This is a genomic window from Fodinicurvata sp. EGI_FJ10296, assembly GCF_040712075.1.
Taxonomy (GTDB): Bacteria; Pseudomonadota; Alphaproteobacteria; order DSM-16000; family Inquilinaceae; genus JBFCVL01.
Genome location: NZ_JBFCVL010000006.1, coordinates 100,585 through 117,967, shown reverse-complemented (window position 1 = coordinate 117,967; position 17,383 = coordinate 100,585). Strand labels below are relative to the sequence as shown.

Here is a 17,383-nt window from a genome sequence, read left to right as displayed (position 1 = left end):
GGTGTGCTGGATCGGCCGTCCCAGGTCAGTCGGCGAGGGAATCGGTGCGCGTCACGCCTTCCTGCAGCATACGTTCGTGGACAGGCGCCATTCGCCCGAAGATCTTCATTGCGCGTTCCGGGCGCCCGATGAAGCCCGGTTCACGCGCATAGCCGAAAATGACCGTATGGCGCTCCTTGGCACCTTCGACGGGCGTGACGCGATGCAGCGCATGGCGTCCAAAAAATATCTGAAGGTCCCCCGGCCCCAGGGGCAACGACTTCAGGACCGTTTTGTCGCCGTCCAGGACCCGCTCTACGGCCTCGAAATTCTCCGATTTCGCGCTGCGCAGGGCGGGGGCGTATTCGAAGAGGCCACCACCCTCCGGCTCTTTCGTCAGCATCGTGACGATGAAGTCATTGGTGTCGAAGTGCCACGGATGCTGGCAGCCTTCGCGGAGTACATTCACCACGAGGCCAGCCAGCGGATCGGCATATTCATGGATTTCGTCCATGCCGACAACGGCGGCAATGAACCGCTTGAAGCTGGTGTCGTGGTAGAGCGCCCGGATGATCGTTTCCTGGCCGATGCGGTCCCCGGCAACAAATCCGTTCGTCCGGTCGTCAAACCGGTTCATCGGGTGCGACGCCGGAAGACTGTCGTCGCCCTCGGCATTGTAGGGGTTGGTCTCGGTCTGGTTGTAGTGCGCGTCGGGCGCCAACCGCTCGGTGTCGGCTTCCAGCCGGCCCAACTGGTCGCGCGGGACGAAATTCTTCAGGATAACGCATCCGTCTTCGGCAAGTTGCGCCCGGCAGGAATCGATCAGAGCTTGCCCGTCTTCGCTTTCCAGCGCTGAAATCGGGTAGCGACCCAGGTCGATCAACCCGGCCAGTGGGTGGGCGTCGGTCGGTTTCATCTCAGGCTCCCCTCACTAGTTCCATTCATTCCCAAATCCCGAAGGTAGCGTACCGATCGATTGACGATAACGAAAATGAATAGTAGATATGGTTTTTATAACGATTATTAATTTATGCAGAGCGGCGGAGGAAGGCGGATGGACACGGACCTGTTCCGGGCGTTCGTGACGGTTGCGGATAGTGGCGGCTTCAGCCTGGCCGGGAAAATCCTCAACAGAACGCAATCAGCTGTCAGCCTCCAGATCAAACGGCTGGAAGACCGAATGGAGGTGCAACTGTTTCTGCGCACCAGTCGCAGTGTTGCGCTGACCGAGCACGGCCGACGTCTTTTGCCCTATGCGCGCAACATCCTGAAAATGACCGACGAAGCCTCACGCGCCATGGCAACCGCGCCACGCGGCGAGACGATCCGGCTGGGCATATCCGAGGAGCAGGCCTCTGCCTATCTTCCGGAATTGCTGCCCCGATACGCCAGCGATTTTCCCGACACCCGACTGGAGATCATCTGCGCCACCAGCCTGACCTTGATGGCTCAACTGGAGGACGGATCCCTGGATGTCGTTCTGGCGGTGCGCCACCTGCCATCCAGCACGGGGCGGCTGATCGGGCGTGAGCAGCTTGTCTGGGTGGCCGCGGATTCCATCGTGGCATCGAATGCAGCAGTGCCTGCCACTTCTGCTTCAGGGGCTCCGGACTCACCTCTGGCCCCACCTCTGCCACTCGCCTTGAACCCGGAGGGCTGCGTCTTTCGGGCGCATGCCGTCGCTGCCCTGGGTCAGGAGCGCATACCCTGGATTGCCCACTATACGAGCCAGTCGCCGACAGGAATCAACCTGCCAGTACAAGCCGGGCTGGCACTGACGGTAAAGACGCCGCGCAGCATACCGGACGGCTGCAATGTGGTACCCGATGCCATGGGATTGCCCGCACTCGGCACAGTGGAGATCGAACTGCACCGGACACCGGGCAGAAGCGGCCCGGCGATCGACGCGTTGTGTCGCCGGCTGGAGCAAACAGTGGTGGAAAGCGATACTGTCAGCGGTTTTCAAACCTTTATTCCGCAATCAGCAACACCAATCTGAAGCCTCTCGACACGGCGCCACGCCCGCGATAGGAGATTGCACCCCAACGGCGTTCGGACAGGCTGGCGCAACACGAATACGAAGGAAATGATATGGGTCTCGAACTCGGATTTTTTGGAATTATTCTTCTAATCCTGAATATATGGGCAATTATCAGCACATTTCAGAGCACAGCATCGATCGGGCGGAAAGTTCTGTGGGTCGTCCTTATCCTTATTTTTCCGCTCCTCGGATTCATCCTTTGGCTCTTACTTGGGCCGAAAAGCGGAAGCTCATAATTTCAACGGGAAAGACGAACTCCGGGCTTGCGGCGCCGATCTCGACGGCGACTGTTCAGTCCGCCGGGTCGATCTGCGGCTCGACCCATTTCGGCAGGCGGATAGTGACTGTCGTCCCGACGTTGCGTTTACTGGCCAGCTTGACGGTCCCGTTCTGCAGTTCGACGAAATGCTTCACGATCGGGAGTCCCAACCCAGCCCCATCATGTTTCCGGCTCGTCGTCATGTCGGCGCAATAAAAGGGGTCGAAGGCATTTTCCATTTCATCTTCGGTCATGCCAATACCCTGATCGGCAAAACTAAGTTCGACGAAGTGGCCATCGGATTTACCAAATACGCTGACTGTCGATCGTTCATATGAAAATTTTAGCGAATTGCCAATAATATTGACGAGTATTTGATACAGCTTTTGCCTGTCGCAGAATGCTTCAGGGAAATCGGCTACCAGTTCATTTGAAAGGTGGATTCCCTTGTTCGTTGCCTGATTTCTCAGAAGGCGAAATACGTCTGTTGTGACACGAACGACGTTCACACGCTGAGGCGACATGCTGATTTCAACACCAGCCTCAATCTTTGAGATATCCAGTATATCATTGATGATCTTGAGCAACAGCCTTCCGCTTTCGCCGATGTCGCTGGCATAGTCGACATATCGGTCGAGATCGGCGCCGAACTGCTTGCCGCTGATGATATCGGCAAAGCCGATGATCGCGTTGAGCGGCGTCCTCAACTCATGGCTCATGGCTGCCAGAAAGGCAGATTTGGCCTGGTTGGCCGATTCTGCTTCCAGCCGGGCGGTCTCCAGTGATGCCTCGATCCTCTTGCGCGCCGTTATATCGGTATAGGTGTTGACGAACCCCCCCTCGGGCCGGGGCGCGCAGAGCACTTCGATGGTTTGGCCGCCGGGCGACCGCTGTTCGAATTTATAGGCGATGTCCTGGTGCATCCTGCGCAGGCGGGCCTGCACCAGTTCCTCGACGTCGCCATCCCCATACACGCCCCGGCTGGCGTTGTACCTGACGACTTCCTCGAACGCGACGCCCTCATCTGCGATCCTGTCCGGCACATCCATCATTTCCAGGAACTGCGGATTGGCGAGTTTCACGCGCGCCTCGGCGTCGATGACCAGAATACCTTGCGCCATATGATTCAGCGTCGTCTTCAGAAACGCCTGTTGTTCCGCAACATCCGCCTGCGCCCGGACCATTCTGGTAATGTCGGAGCCACTGCCCCGATATCCGCGAAAGGTTCCGTCCGGCCCGAACACGGGTTTGCCGGAAATCCGGATATACCGGATCTGGCCGTCGTCGGTACGCCTGCGGTACTCGACATCCCGAAAGGGCCGCCGGGCGGCCAGATCGGCAAGATGCGCACGTTCGGATTCCGCGCTCGGGAATTCGGCAAAATCGGAGCGCCTTCTTCCGATATTGTTGGTGTGCTGGATGTCCGTCCATTGGCTGTGCGGAGACATATAAATAAAGCGATGCTCCGCGTCCGTTTCCCAAAGCCAATCGCCGGCAGTATCGAGAAAATCCTGTAATCGCTGCTCCCGCTCGCCGAGCTCTTCTTCGGCCTGTTTGCGGTCGTTGATATCTGTGATGACGCCGTACCAGCCCGAAATGCTGCCGTCGCCGTCGATAACCGGGTTGGCGCTGTCGACGACCCAGCGAAACGATCCGTCGCGATAGCACAACCGAAATTCAGCCGAGTATGGCTGCCCCGACTCTGTCGCGGCAGTCCATTGTTCGAGAACGCGAGCCCGGTCGTCGCAATGCACCATTCCGGGCCAATCGTTGGGATCCAGATCGGCTTCGGAGACACCAACAAAGTCGAAATACGCTTTATTCATGTAGTCTACCACGCCATCCGACGTCGCCATCCAAAGGATATGCGGCATGGCATCGGCAACTTCTCTAAAAAGCGAATCTCTTTTTTGCATTCTCAATACCCTACTCTGAGAATGCGCTTTATACCGACACCGAACTGCATGAAGCAATCGGCGTTTTTACAACTATAGGTTTAAAGAGCCAACGCTCGCCTCGGTTCACGGACCGGGTACGCCTGATTGCTGCGTCAATCGTCGATAGGGCGGGTTCGGCCCAGCAGTCGGGGAAGATCGCCAAAACGGGCCACCAGCGCGAAAATCACGACGGCCACGGCCACGAACGCCACAGCCACCGAGGCCATCACAGGCGTATAGCCATAGCGCAAGGAATTGAATATGCGGATCGGCAGAGTCTCGACCGTAAAGCCGGCGACCATATAGGCGACGATGTATTCGTTCAGGCTCAAGACGAATGCGAACGCATATCCGGAGATCATATACGGCCTGACAAGCGGCAGGACGACGGTCCGAAAAACCGTGCGCTCGTCAGCGCCCAATGTGCGTGCGACCTCTACTTTTTCGGGGTCGATCGATTCAAAGCCCAGCGAAATCGTCACCATGGGAAGGGTGACGAAGAATACCGCGTGGGAAATTATGGTGGCCGACATCCGGCCATACAGTCCGACCTCGTTCCAGAAGATCAGGAACCCAAGCGCCGTGATCACCGGCGGCAGCAGGAACGGCGCGACGCCCAGCGCAAACAACGCCCGGGCATACCGGACCTTGTAGCGCCAGAGAAACCATGCCAGCGGCAACGCGATCACGACCGACAGCGCCGCCGCCGACGCCGCGATCGTCAGCGAGTTGACCACAGCGCCGAACCAGCCATCATCCGCGACGATCTCGAAATACCATTCCAGCGAAAGCCCGTCCGGCGGAAACAGCAATCTGCGTCCTGCATTCAGGGAAACACCCGTCACGACAACGATCGGCGCCATCAGGAACAGGGCGATCACCGTCAGAAAGGTGGTCCGCAGGGCCTTGTCGACTGATCTCATGACACCGCTTCCCGCCGTCGAACCTGACCGATCATCAGCGTGACCGCTATCAGCGTCAGGCTGACCAGCATCAGAAATACCGCCAGCGCCGCCGCAAACGGAAGGTTGGACTGGAAAATTGCCTGATCGGTGATCAGTACCGAAAGCGTCCAGTGGCTGGGCTGACCCAGAAGCTGGGGCAGCAGATAGACGCCAAGGGTGAACACGAACACCATGATGGCCGTTGCCAGAATGGCACCGCGCAACGACGGAACGGTGACCGTCAGAAAGGCCCGCGCGGGCGTGGCGCCGAGCGTACGCGCCGCCTCCGCAGCCATCGGATCGAGACGCGAAACCGCCGGATACAGCACGAGAACGGAATATGGCAGCGCCAGGAACACCATGCCCGACAGCAGGGCGAGGAGACCCGGGCTATAGGCAACGGGCGCGTCGAGAATCCCGGCCGACACGAACAGATTGGATATGCCGGCCGTGCGCGACAGCAGCATCGACCAGGAAAAGCCGATGATCACTTCGGACAGTGACAGGATCGCCACGATGAACACCAGCCATGCCGTTTGCATCGGGCGACGCAACGTCGCGATCGCATAGGCCAGCGGCACGCCGACAATGACGCAGATTGCCGCCGAGACCGCCGAGACACCGACCGAAAAGACAAGCACGCGCAGGAAGAGATCGGACAGGAAACGCCGATAATGCGTCAGCTCGAATCCGGGTTCGTAAAAACCGTCGGGAATCCGTTCGTAGAAGCTGACGGCGATCATGATGCCGAATGGCACCAGAAAGAAGACCGCCAACGCCGCCACCGGCACCAGCATCGCGACATAGCCCGCAGCGCCGGGCTTTGCTGCGGATTGCTCCCCGGCTCTCATGACGTCAGCACCCGGCTACGGTCGGCCGGCAGGATGACTTTGGCCCGATCGCCGGGCACCAGGTCCGGCAATCGGTCGGCAGGCGTCATGGACAGAACGGTCTGATCCCCGATTTCGGTCATGATCTCCACGGTCGAACCGAGATCGCGAACGAAGGAGACGCGGCCGTCGAAAACCGTAACCTCACCGGTCTCCGCCGTCTCGCCGGTGGCCGGTGCAACAGTGACGTCCTCCGGCCGCACCAGCACCGTAATTGCCTCTCCGTCCGCAACCGGGTCCTCCGGCGGCGTTGCGCGGATGATACCGATTGCGGTCTCGGCGGCGTCGCCCCGCCATGTACCGGCGATCAGCGTTCCGGCACCAATGAAGTCCGCGACGAATCGATTGGCGGGCCGACGATAGATCTCGCCCGGCGCGCCGATCTGCTGAATGCGCTGATCGCTCATGACGACGATCCGGTCGGCCAGTGTCATCGCTTCGCGCTGATCATGGGTTACAAGTACGGTCGTAACGCCCAGCCGCCTTTGCAGCAGCCGCAATTCGATCTGCATGGCCTCACGCAGCTTGGCGTCCAGGGCGGAAAGCGGCTCATCGAGCAGAAACACATCCGGCGCCATCGCCAGGGCGCGCGCGATCGCCACCCTCTGGCGCTGGCCGCCGGAAAGCTGGGCGATGTGCCGGCCCTCCATGCCATCCAGCCGCACCATCGACAGCAACTCTGCTACCCGTTCCCTGCGGCGGCGGCGATCCTGACCGCGCACGGCCAGTGGATACGCGATGTTGTCGCCGACGTTCAGGTGATCGAAAAGCGCCAGCGACTGGAACACCATGCCGAACCCCCGGCGATGCGCCGGAAGTCCGGTAATGTCGTCGCCGCCCAGCACGACGCGCCCGCGACCCGGCGTCTCCAGCCCCGCCAGGATCCGCAGCAGGGTGGTCTTGCCGCAGCCCGAGGGGCCGAGAAAGCAGATCAGCTCGCCCTCAGGCAGCGACAACGACACATCGTCAAGCGCCGTCACGCCTCCAAACCGCTTGGAGACGTGCTCTATCGTCAGATCTGGCATGGATTATCCGGTGATCATTTCGGTCCAGCGCTGGTTCAGCTCGTCGCCCTGCTCCAGATAGAGATCGTAACGGGGAATGATCGGTTCGATTTCGCTGGAAACCGCGTCGAACTCCGCGTCCGTCAGCGAGGTCAGGTCGCGGGGGATGACCGGTGCCGTGCCCACCTGGCGGGCAAGAATGTCCTGGATATCCGGCTGGCACATGTAATTGATGAACTCGTGCGCCTCGTCGAGCTTTTCCGACGCCGTCGTGACCGCCCAGGATCCCCGATCGCTGACGCCGCCTTCTTCGGGGAATGTCGAGCGCACGGGGAACCCATCCGCCGCCGCCAGACCAGCAACATCGTGGTAATACTGCCCCATCGGGATTTCACCGGATTGCAGCGCGTTCTGGAACTGCCCTTCGTCCCGATACCAGAGAGCCACATTGCTCCGGATCTCGGCGAGCTTCTCCATGACTTCCGTCAATCCGTCCTCAGTCGACAGAATGTCGGTGCCGCCGAAAAAGGTGCTTGCCGTAATCTCCAGCAGGAACGAATTGCTCGGCAATGCCAGCAGCCCGACGCGGCCTTCGTTGGCCGGGTCCCACATGTCGGCCCAGCTGGTCGGCGCTTCGGGATAGCTGTCGGTGTTGGTCACCAGGGTGATGAACCACGCCACCGCCGGAACGCCGACGAGTTCGCCATCCTCGGTCCGGTTGAGGAACGACTCCGATATCGGATCGACGTTCGGCAGGCGACCGGGATCGAACGGCTGCCAGAGTCCGGCATTGATGCCGCGCAGCATTGGCCCCTGCGCCATCATCGACACGTCGGCCGGCGCCTGGCCTGCCCGTGCCGCCTGCTGAAGCTGGATCAGCCAGGCCTCACCGGTCGGCTCGGGAACGGATTCGACCGCAATGCCGGTAGCATCGGTGAAGCCCGGATAAATGTGAGAGACGAAGCTTTCCTCGAAATAGCCGCCATAGGATCCGATTCGGATCGAGCGATCGGCGGCGATGATGGCCGGCGCCCGCCCGGCGACGATGCCCGCAGCCGCTGCTGTCGCGCCCACCTTGATCAGCGTGCGCCGCGTCGGCTCGTAGCGATAGATCGATTTGGTCATGCCAGATTCGCCTCCCGGACTTGCCTCATTGGTCGTCGGATCCCGAATGCCATTCGGATGCCGTCGGATGGTCCGTCACATTCGCGGTCCTCTTATTCTCCATGTATGGAACCATACTCCCGCGCTGCGGCACAAGCGGACGAATGCCCGAAATGCTGATGACCGACGCAACACACGCGAATAACAATTCGAGGCTTGAGCCCTAAACGTCCTTTGTATACCGTAGCCAAAAATGGAATTCGGACGATCGGGAAGACACCGGTCGTTCGGCTGGCGACGCAGCCATTTCGGATGCGTCGCAATTGAAAAGCCCGCACAACGCGGGCGTGACGGGAGGAACACCATGAGAGCGCTTTCCAGAATTGCATTGACGACCATGCTTGCCGCGCCGATTGCGGTGGGTACCGGCGTCGCCCCGAGTATCGCCGACGCGCAGGATTTCGTGCGCATCGCCACGGCCGGATCCGGCGGCAACTATTACCGTCTTGGCAGCGGCCTGGCCTCGATCTGGAACGACACGGTCGAAGGCGTCCAGGCGTCGGTGCAGGCAACCGGCGGTTCGGTCGAAAACCTCGACCTGCTGGCCGACCAGGAAGTCGAGATCGCGTACCTGGCGGGTGGCGTCGGCATTCAGGCCTATGAAAACACCGGCACCTTCGAAGACCGGCCGGCCGACCGTTACCAGGGGCTTCGCTCCATCGGGACGGTTTATCCCAACCCGCAATGGTTCCTGGCGATGGAATGGGCGCCGGAAATCGAATCGATCCGTGACCTCGAAGGCATGCGGGTCGCGGTCGGCATGGCCGGCGGCCAGGGCGAGGCCTGGTGGCGGATGACCATGGATCATCTCGGCTGGACCTATGACGACATCGAAGCCGAATACACCTTCCATGATGCGGCGATCGATCAGGTCCGCAACCGTCAGATCGATGCCGTGGTGTCACCCGACGCACCGGGCTCGGCAACGATTCAGCAGATGATGGATACCGGCTTCGCGCGCATTATCGACATCGATGAAGACATCATCGAATTCTTTGACGAAAGCGGCCTCGATTATCCATACACGGTTTCCGCACAGTACGCGCCCGGCCGGGACGAGCCGGTAGAAACCTTTGCCTCGCCGATCACCTTCTCGACGCATGAGGGCGTGTCGGAAGATCTGGTCTACGAACTGACCAAATCGATGTTCGAAAACCGCGAGCGGCTGATCGAAGTCCATCCGCTGGCAGAACTGATGACGATCGAGGATGCGCTCGACGGCTTGCCGTTCCCGCTTCATCCCGGTGCGGAACGGTTCTACGAAGAGCAGGGCGTCCTCTGATCGGAACCTGCTGAATCCGCTTCAGATCCGGAGACCGCGGTCCGCGACCCGGTCTTCGGCAATTCAGCCCAGAGAGAATGCGGCGGTGACGGCTCGGCCGTCACCGCCGACATTTGCATCCCGTTTATCAAAGGCGCCAGGCGATGGTGAGACGCGGCAAGACCGACTCCGAACCCGTATGGGAGCGGCCGGACTTCGATTCAATCGAAACCCTGGACGTCGACAAGATCAGTTCCCAGCACGACACAGAGACCCAGACCCGGTCATTGACCGGCTATTGGGCCACGCTGTTTACGGTCGTGGCCGTCGCGTCCTCGCTGTTCCATTTTTACACCGCAGGCTATCGCCCGCTTCCGGCAATGGAACAACGGCCGATCCATCTGGCCTTCATGCTGTTTCTTTGTTTTCTGCTTTTCCCGGCCACGAACAAGGGGCGCGGCCGAAACCCGACCCTGATCGATCTCGGCCTGGGTATCGTGGCGGCAGTTTCGTCCTATTACCTCGCGCATAATTACCTCACGATCGTGCTGCGGGGTGGCTGGGCGACGACGACCGACATCATCATGGGAACGATCCTCTGCCTCGCCATCCTGGAGGCCTGTCGCCGAACGATCGGCATGTTCCTGATCGTCCTTTCAGTGCTTTTCACCGGCTATCTGTTTCTGGGCCCTTATCTTCCCGGCATTCTCGGGCATGGCGGATTCAGCTATACGCGGATCATCCGCCAGCTCTACATGAGCACCGAAGGACTCTACGGCATCGCCGTCGGCGTCTCGGCCACCTATGTCTATCTCTTCATTCTGTTCGGCGCCTTTCTGCAGAAATCCGGGACGACGACGTTCTTCACAAACATTGCTTTCGCCGCCGCCGGACACAGCCCCGGCGGCCCGGCCAAGGTCGCGATCCTGGCCAGCGGCATGATGGGCATGATCCAGGGGTCGTCGGCCGCCAACGTCGCGACGACCGGCCTGTTCACCATCCCGCTGATGAAAAAGCTCGGCTTCCGGGGATATTTCGCAGCGGCGGTCGAGGCGGTTTCGTCCTGCGGCGGGCAATTCCTGCCCCCGATCATGGGCGCATCGGCCTTCATCATGGCCGAATACCTACAGATGCCGTACTCCTACATCGCGGCTGGCGCGATCCTTCCGGCAGCACTGTATTACGGCGCTGTGTTCCTGCAGGTTCACCTGCGCGCCCGGAAACTGGGCATGGAAGGTATCGACCGCAAGCATCTTCCCAAGGTTGGCAAGGTCATCATGCGCGATGGCCACCTGGTGCTGCCGCTGTTCGTACTGATCGGCATGCTGATCTTCGGCTTCACCGCCCTGTTCGCCGCATTCTTCTCGATCCTGTCGGTCATCGTCATCAGTTCGATGCGCAAGCATTCGCGGATGGGCATCCGTGACATGGTCGACGCCCTGGAAGCCGGCGCCCGCAACACCATCAGCACGGCCGTCGCCTGTGCCGCCGTCGGCTTCATCGTCGGCAGCGTCGGCCTTTCGGGCATCGGGCTCTTGTTCACTCAACAGATCATCAATCTGTCCGGCGGTGAGCTGCTGCCCGCCCTTTTGCTGGCGGCAGCCTGTTCACTGCTGCTCAGCTTTGGCCTGCCGACAACGTCGGTCTATATCATCACGGCCACTCTGGTCGCTCCCAGTCTGGTTCAGCTTGGCGTCGCCCCGCTGGTCGCCCATCTGTTCTGCTACTATTGGGGTGGCGTCTCGGCCATCACGCCGCCGGTGGCGCTGGCGGCCTATGTCGCCGCCGGCATTGCGGGGTCGCCGATCATGAAAACCGGCTTCACCGCCATGCGCCTGGGCATCGCCGCCTATCTGGTGCCGTTCATCTTCGTCTACTGGCCATCGCTCATCCTGTGGTGGGATGCAAGTCTCCTACAGGTCGCCGTGGCCCTGGGTGGCGGCATCATTGCAATCATCTGCGTCAGCGCCATGAGCGAGCGGTACTTCACACGCATGCTGTCATGGTGGAAACTGGCCATCCTCGGGCTTACGGTCATTCTGGTGCTGCACCCCTCGGCTGTCGCCAACGGGCTGGCCGTAATATCGGCAGGCCTGCTGCTGGGCAGTGAAGTCTGGGCCACCCGGGGCAAGGCCATTCCACAGGCGGTACCCGAGAGCGCCCCGGCCGCCAGCCGCGAAGGCTAGACACGACAGCAAGACTCCATGAAAGGAAACTGAACCATGCGATATGCACACACGATGATCCGCGTAGACGACCTCGACGCCGCGGTCGATTTCTACACCAACAAGATCGGTCTGGAACTGCGTGAGCGCCGCGAATTGCCGGGCGCCGACGCGACGCTGGCTTTCGTGCGCGAACCGAAAAGCGGATTCGAGGTTGAACTGACCTACAATCACGACGGCCGCAGCTACGAACTCGGCGACGCGTTCGGGCACCTCGCCTTCTATGTCGAAAGCGTCGACAAGACCTTCGAAGCATGGAAGTCGCGCGGGGTGGATTTCTCCCTGGAGCCGAAGACGATGAAGAACGGCACCCGCATCGCCTTCGCCGTGGACCCGATGGGCTACAAGATCGAACTGATCGAACGCCCTGAAATGGCCTGACGGGAGTCTGTTGATGGCTGATCCCTACAAAATCGGTTTCATCGGCCTCGGCCTCATGGGCGAGGGTATGGCGACCTGCATCGTCAAGGCCGGCCACCGGCTGACCGTAACCGCAAACCGCAACCGGGCGCCCGTCGACCGACTGGTGGCGGCCGGGGCCGCGGAAGCCGACACGCCCGCCGCCGTCGCCCGCGACAGCGACTTCGTTGTCGTCTGCGTCGCGACCGCCGAACAGGTCGACGCCATCGTGACCGGGCCGGACGGCATTCTCAGTGCCGCTCATCCCGGTCTGACGGTCATCGATTGTACGACCAGCCATCCCGACGTCACCCGCCGGGTGGCCGGGGCGTGCAGCGCAGCCGGGGTGTCCTATATGGATGCCCCCCTCGCCCGCACTCCGACCGAAGCCTGGGAAGGCCGGCTCAACATCATGGCCGGGGCGGACGACGCCGTGCTGGAACGCGCGCGGCCCGTGCTGTCGCTGTTCGCGGAAAACATCTTTCACATCGGTCCCGTCGGCAGCGGCCACGCCCTGAAGCTGATCAACAACTTCCTGTCGATCGGGGCGGCAACGCTGACGGTCGAAGCAGCATTGGCAGCCCGGTCTTTGGGCGTCGACCATCGGAAACTGTTCGAGGTCTGCTCTGCCGGCGGTGCCAACTCCGCCATGTTCCAGGCCGTGATGCCCTGGATCCTGGACGGTGACGACACGAAGATGCGGTTCAGCATCGCCAATGCCCGCAAGGACATGGGCTATCTGAAGTCACTTGCGGAAAAGGCCCGCCTGCCGGCGACGGTGCTCCCGGCCGTCAGCGCCACGCTGGAAGCCGCGACATCAGGCGGCGCCGGCGACGACTACATTCCCAAGCTTTACAACTTTGCCCTCAACTCGAAAGCCTGACACCATGGAAACGACCGAACCCTTCTCTCTCGCCGGCCGAACGGCTCTGGTCGTCGGCGGCACCAGCGGCCTTGGACGCGAAATCGCTCTGGGCATGAAGAAAGCCGGTGCCCGGGTGGTTCTGGTCGGCCGTGACACCGGCAAGATCGATGCCGCCGTCAATGACCTCGGCGGTGAACCGGCGCGCGGCTACGCCGCCGACGTGACGGACGTGTCGGCGCTGCGGGCTCTCGCCGGCAAGATCGAATCCGACGTCGGCCCTGTCCATATTCTGGTCAATTCGCAGGGCACGACCGAGATCAAACCCGCTCTGGAGTTCACCGAAGAAGAATATGACCGGGTGGTCGATACCAATCTGAAGAGCGTGTTCTTCACCTGCCAGGCATTCGGGGCGCGCATGGTCGAGCGGGGAGACGGCTGTGTCATCAACATTGCCTCGCTGGCCGCCCATTACGGCTGGGCCAACGCCACGCCGTATTCGATCAGCAAGTACGGCGTTCATTCGCTGACCAATAGCCTGGCGGCGGAATGGGGCGGATCCGGCGTGCGCGTCAACGCCATCTCGCCCGGTTTCTTCCTGACAGACCTGAACAAGGCGCGGATGTCAGAGGAACGCAAGGCGCAGGCGACCGCCCGCAACGCCATGCACCGGTTCGGCGACCTGCCCGAGATCGCCGGCGCTGCCGTATTCCTGGCTTCGCCGGCCGCCAAATTCATCACCGGCGAAACGATCCGCGTCGACGGCGGCTATCTGGCGACCGGCATCTAGTCGACTGGTTATCCGGGCGGCCTGCTACATCGTCTGGCCGCCGTCCGCGACGATTACGGTACCGGTGACGAAGGCCGCCTCGTCACTGACCAGGTGGAGGGCCGTGGCGGCGATTTCCTCGGGCTTGCCCAGCCGGCCGATCGGCTGGCGGGCTGAAAAGGCCTTGCGGGTCGCCTCGGGGTCGGGGCTGGCCTCGATCCTGGAGGTCAGTGACGGTGTTTCGGTGGTGCCCGGACAAAGGGCGATGCACCGGATGCCGTCGCCGACGAAATCGCGGGCTACCGCCTTGGTCAGCCCGATGACACCGGCCTTCGCCGCGCCATACGCCGCCCGGTTGGCGACGCCGGTGATGCTCGAAGCGACGGACGCAACGTTGAGGATGACGCCGGAGTGTCTTGTCCGCATCGAGGGAAGAGCCGCTTTGGTGGTGTAGTAGATCGAGGACAGGTTCTGATCGAGACTGCGTTGCCAGTCTTCGATCGAGCAATCGAGGATCGTACCGCTATGAACATACCCGGCGCAATTCACCAGAATATCCAGCGGTCCCCACCGTTCGATCACGTCCGCCACGGCGGCCGCGTCGGTGACGTCGAGGCCCTCTGTATGGATGCCGTGGGCGGCAAGGTCAGCCATCTTTTCGGTCGTTCGGGAGACCGCGACGACCTCCGCCCCCTCCTCGTGGAACATAAGAGCCATCGCGCGGCCGATACCCTGGCCGGCCCCGGTGATCAACGCACGTTTGCCTGCTAAACGATTCGACATGGAATCCCCCTCAATAAAGATTGATGCCGAAAAATATCATAAATAACAATAAGGCAAAAGGCGTAATAATTTATCCCAAGAACATATTTATAACTTCATAGACTCAAATCTTGACGCAACTTAGTTGACAACGAGGCCTCGTGGATACTGGACAGCAGACAAAAACAGGCACGCTGTACCATCAGGTCGAGTCGATGCTGCTCGCAGCCATTGAGTCCGGAGCGCTGCGGCGCGGCGTACCGCTGCTCGAAGTCCAGGTTGCCGAGCAGTTTCGGGTCAGTCGCGCGCCAGTACGAAAGGCGCTCGGCCTGCTGGCGGAAAAAGGCGTCATTCGAAAGCGCAGCGGCCGTGGATACGATATCGTGGAGCGGATCGGCACCGCCAGACCGGATCTGCAGGACCCGGCCGAGCAAGGCGCCTATTTCATACCCGGTGAAACCGACCGGCGGCGGCCCGCCTGGCAGAACATCTATTCCGCCGTCGAACGCGATCTGGTATCGCGACAGGTGTTCGCCTCGGTGCGCATAAACGAGCAGGCGCTGGCCGACCATTTCGGCGTCAGCCGGACCGTTGCCCGCGAAGTGCTTCTTCGCCTGCAGGAAGTCGGCATCGTCGACAAGGACGACCGGATGCGGTGGGTGGCGCGGAAGCTGACCGCCGATCACGTCTTTGATCTATACGAGATGCGCTGGATTCTCGAACCGGTCGCCCTGCGCAAGGCCGTTCCCAATCTTCCCCCGGGCCTGCTGCCGCGCCTGCGCGAAGATCTCGCGACGGCTCTGGAACGCTATCCCCGAATCTCGGTCCAAAAGCTGGATGAACTTGAATACGACCTCCATGTGGACGTGCTGTCGTATTGCCGGAACCGGAAGATCATCCAGATGCTGTTTCAGCAGCGGGCGATCATGATCAGCCATCACTATATCTTCGATCTCTACCTCAGCGTTCCCGAAGAAGACCCGTTCATCGGCGAACATCTGACTATCGTCGACAACATCATCGCCGGTGACGTGGACGCCGCCGTGGACTCACTGACGGCTCATCTTCAGGCATCCGTCACCCGGGCGCTGTCGCGGATCGAGACGATCTCGCCGGAAAAAAGCCCCCCTGCCGTCCCCTATATCCGCCTGCTGGAGGACTGATCGGCGCTACCGATGCTTGCGTGGTGCGAGCCGTCAGGCTACCCATGCAAAAGCCGTTCGATTTCCATCCATCGTCGATGTACGGAGCCCCATGACACGCCAGCAAGCGGCCGCCCCCGACCGGAAGCACAACGACGACCGGGAACCGCACCCCAATTCCTGGTACGCCGCGACGGCACGGCATGAAGCGCCCGCCGCGCCGCCGCTTCAGGGAGCGACAAAGGCCGATGTCGCCGTCGTCGGCGGCGGCTTTACAGGCCTCTCGACCGCCCTGACGCTGGCCGAACGTGGGTTCGATGTCGTCGTTCTCGAAGGGCGGCGTATCGGCTGGGGCGCATCGGGGCGCAATGGCGGACAGATAATCCATGGCTTCAACAAGTCGCTGGGTGAGATTGCGGCAATCTCCGGTCCTGACGATGCCCGCAAACTATACGAAATGGAGTGCGAATCCCGGCGCCTGATTGCCGAGCGCGTCGACCGCTTCGCCATCGATTGCGACTTGAAATGGGGATCGATGCTGGCGGCGGTAAAGCCGCGCCAGATGGATTACCTTAGGCAGAGCCACGACGAATGGGCCGGCGAATACGGCTATCGCTCGATGACATTGGTTGAACGTCCGGAGATGGCGGATTACGTCAATGTTCCCGCCTATCACGGCGGCCTGTTCGACCAGGCGTCGGGGCACCTCCACCCGCTGAACTACGCCCTTGGTCTCGCCGCAGCCTGCCGCCGGGCGGGCGTGCGTTTCCACGAGAATTCGATGGTTAGCGGCCTGGACGACGGGCCTTCTCCCTCGGTCGTCACCGAGACCGGCCGGGTCGACGCAAAGTTCGTCGTGCTGGCGGGTAACGCCTATATGCCCAAACTCAATGGTCCCGTTGCCCGAACCATGCGCCCCCGCTTCATGCCCACCGGCACCTATATGATCGCAACCGAACCGCTGGGTGAAGATCGGGCACGGCACCTGTTCCCGAAAGACATCGCCGTCTCGGACTGCAACTTCGTTCTGAACTATTACCGGCTTTCGGCCGACAAACGGATGCTGTTCGGCGGCGGCGTCAGCTATTCCACGCTGGAACCGCGCGACCTGGGCGCGTCGCTCCACCGCACCATGTGCCGGTATTTCCCCGACCTCACCGACACCGTGGTGGACTATGTCTGGGGTGGCCATGTCGCCATTACGCGCAACAGACTGCCGCATCTCGGTCGATTGAGCGAAACGGTCTATTTTGCTCAAGGGTACTCGGGTCACGGCGTCGCGCTGACGGGGATCGCCGGCCAGGTCATCGCCGAAGCCATCGCCGGTGCTGCCGAACGGTTCGACGTCTTCGACCGGATACCCCACAACACATTCCACGGCGGCGAGATGTTCCGCACACCGCTTCTGGTGCTCGCCATGGGCTGGTACCGGCTGCGCGACATGCTGTGAGGCGTCGCTGCGAGGAACCCCTGCGAACGCTCAACCATCCTGATCGCCCCTGACACCGATCAGGGGCCCCGATCCGGATGCGCCGGGTTTGTGTTTCGCCCGCCGAGAGCCGCCGCGCGAGGTCCCCGCTCAAGGCGGGGACGATCAGGTCAGGATGTATGCGCCCCATCCTGATCGCCCCTGACACCGATCAGGGGCCCCGATCCGGATGCGCCGGGTTCGCGTTTCGCCCGCCCAGAGCTGCCGCGCGAAGTCCCCGCTCAAGGCGGGGACGATCAGGTCAGGATGTATACGC

At 61.4% G+C, this 17,383-nt stretch carries 16 protein-coding genes; 9 read left to right on the top strand and 7 right to left on the bottom strand.

Translation table 11 applies throughout. The annotated features are described in order from the left end of the window. Positions 1-25: 25 nt before the first annotated feature. Positions 26-895 (bottom strand): hypothetical protein, encoded by an 870-nt coding sequence (locus ABZ728_RS14295; protein WP_366656884.1) that lies wholly within the window; start codon positions 893-895, stop codon positions 26-28. 138 nt (positions 896-1,033) lie between these two features. Between ABZ728_RS14295 and ABZ728_RS14290 the strand changes: the two genes are divergently transcribed. Together ABZ728_RS14290 and ABZ728_RS14285 are read left to right on the top strand one after the other, a co-directional pair. Continuing rightward, positions 1,034-1,978 (top strand): LysR family transcriptional regulator, encoded by a 945-nt coding sequence (locus ABZ728_RS14290; RefSeq protein ID WP_366656883.1) that lies wholly within the window; start codon positions 1,034-1,036, stop codon positions 1,976-1,978. Positions 1,979-2,070: 92 nt separating this feature from the next. After that, positions 2,071-2,256 carry a PLDc N-terminal domain-containing protein gene (locus ABZ728_RS14285; RefSeq protein WP_366656882.1) on the top strand — a complete coding sequence of 62 codons (186 nt, stop codon included), beginning with the start codon at positions 2,071-2,073 and terminating at the stop codon, positions 2,254-2,256. Positions 2,257-2,311: 55 nt separating this feature from the next. Here the strand turns inward: ABZ728_RS14285 and ABZ728_RS14280 are convergent, their stop codons facing one another. The 5 genes from ABZ728_RS14280 to ABZ728_RS14260 form a co-directional block, all read right to left on the bottom strand. Next, a complete protein-coding gene (locus tag ABZ728_RS14280; RefSeq protein ID WP_366656881.1) occupies positions 2,312-4,252 on the bottom strand; it encodes a PAS-domain containing protein in 1,941 nt (646 codons plus the stop codon). Positions 4,253-4,329: 77 nt separating this feature from the next. Continuing rightward, on the bottom strand, positions 4,330-5,139 hold the full coding sequence (locus ABZ728_RS14275) for an ABC transporter permease (protein ID WP_366656880.1): 810 nt from the start codon (positions 5,137-5,139) through the stop codon (positions 4,330-4,332). Beyond that, the gene (locus tag ABZ728_RS14270) at positions 5,136-6,011 is read right to left on the bottom strand and encodes an ABC transporter permease (protein ID WP_366656879.1); all 876 of its coding nucleotides are present in this window, start codon (positions 6,009-6,011) and stop codon (positions 5,136-5,138) included. Before ABZ728_RS14270 ends, ABZ728_RS14275 begins: the two co-directional genes overlap by 4 nt. Beyond that, positions 6,008-7,075 (bottom strand): ABC transporter ATP-binding protein, encoded by a 1,068-nt coding sequence (locus ABZ728_RS14265; protein WP_366656877.1) that lies wholly within the window; start codon positions 7,073-7,075, stop codon positions 6,008-6,010. The genes ABZ728_RS14270 and ABZ728_RS14265 overlap by 4 nt, the downstream gene beginning before the upstream one ends. 3 nt (positions 7,076-7,078) lie before the next feature. Further along, positions 7,079-8,179 carry an ABC transporter substrate-binding protein gene (locus ABZ728_RS14260; protein ID WP_366656876.1) on the bottom strand — a complete coding sequence of 367 codons (1,101 nt, stop codon included), beginning with the start codon at positions 8,177-8,179 and terminating at the stop codon, positions 7,079-7,081. Between the two features lie 343 nt (positions 8,180-8,522). On the opposite strand from ABZ728_RS14260, the gene ABZ728_RS14255 reads away from it, so the two are divergent. The 5 genes from ABZ728_RS14255 to ABZ728_RS14235 all read left to right on the top strand — a co-directional run bounded on the left by ABZ728_RS14255 (position 8,523) and on the right by ABZ728_RS14235 (position 13,755). Then, positions 8,523-9,500 (top strand): TAXI family TRAP transporter solute-binding subunit, encoded by a 978-nt coding sequence (locus ABZ728_RS14255; RefSeq protein ID WP_366656875.1) that lies wholly within the window; start codon positions 8,523-8,525, stop codon positions 9,498-9,500. A 143-nt stretch (positions 9,501-9,643) separates the two neighbouring features. Continuing rightward, positions 9,644-11,665: a TRAP transporter permease gene (locus ABZ728_RS14250; RefSeq protein WP_366656874.1), complete on the top strand. Its 2,022-nt coding sequence runs from the start codon at positions 9,644-9,646 to the stop codon at positions 11,663-11,665. A 36-nt stretch (positions 11,666-11,701) separates the two neighbouring features. Next, entirely contained in the window at positions 11,702-12,085 is a 384-nt protein-coding gene (locus ABZ728_RS14245) for a VOC family protein (protein WP_366656873.1), read from the top strand. A 13-nt stretch (positions 12,086-12,098) separates the two neighbouring features. Then, a complete protein-coding gene (locus tag ABZ728_RS14240) occupies positions 12,099-12,986 on the top strand; it encodes an NAD(P)-dependent oxidoreductase (RefSeq protein WP_366656872.1) in 888 nt (295 codons plus the stop codon). A 4-nt stretch (positions 12,987-12,990) separates the two neighbouring features. Further along, entirely contained in the window at positions 12,991-13,755 is a 765-nt protein-coding gene (locus ABZ728_RS14235) for an SDR family oxidoreductase (protein ID WP_366656871.1), read from the top strand. A 24-nt stretch (positions 13,756-13,779) separates the two neighbouring features. Here the strand turns inward: ABZ728_RS14235 and ABZ728_RS14230 are convergent, their stop codons facing one another. Next, positions 13,780-14,517, bottom strand: a complete 738-nt coding sequence (locus tag ABZ728_RS14230) for an SDR family oxidoreductase (RefSeq protein ID WP_366656870.1) — start codon at positions 14,515-14,517, stop codon at positions 13,780-13,782. 140 nt (positions 14,518-14,657) lie between these two features. Between ABZ728_RS14230 and ABZ728_RS14225 the strand changes: the two genes are divergently transcribed. Both ABZ728_RS14225 and ABZ728_RS14220 read left to right on the top strand, forming a co-directional pair. Continuing rightward, entirely contained in the window at positions 14,658-15,659 is a 1,002-nt protein-coding gene (locus tag ABZ728_RS14225) for a GntR family transcriptional regulator (RefSeq protein WP_366656869.1), read from the top strand. 91 nt (positions 15,660-15,750) lie between these two features. Then, on the top strand, positions 15,751-17,088 hold the full coding sequence (locus ABZ728_RS14220) for an FAD-binding oxidoreductase (protein WP_366656867.1): 1,338 nt from the start codon (positions 15,751-15,753) through the stop codon (positions 17,086-17,088). The last annotated feature ends 295 nt before the right edge of the window (positions 17,089-17,383 follow it).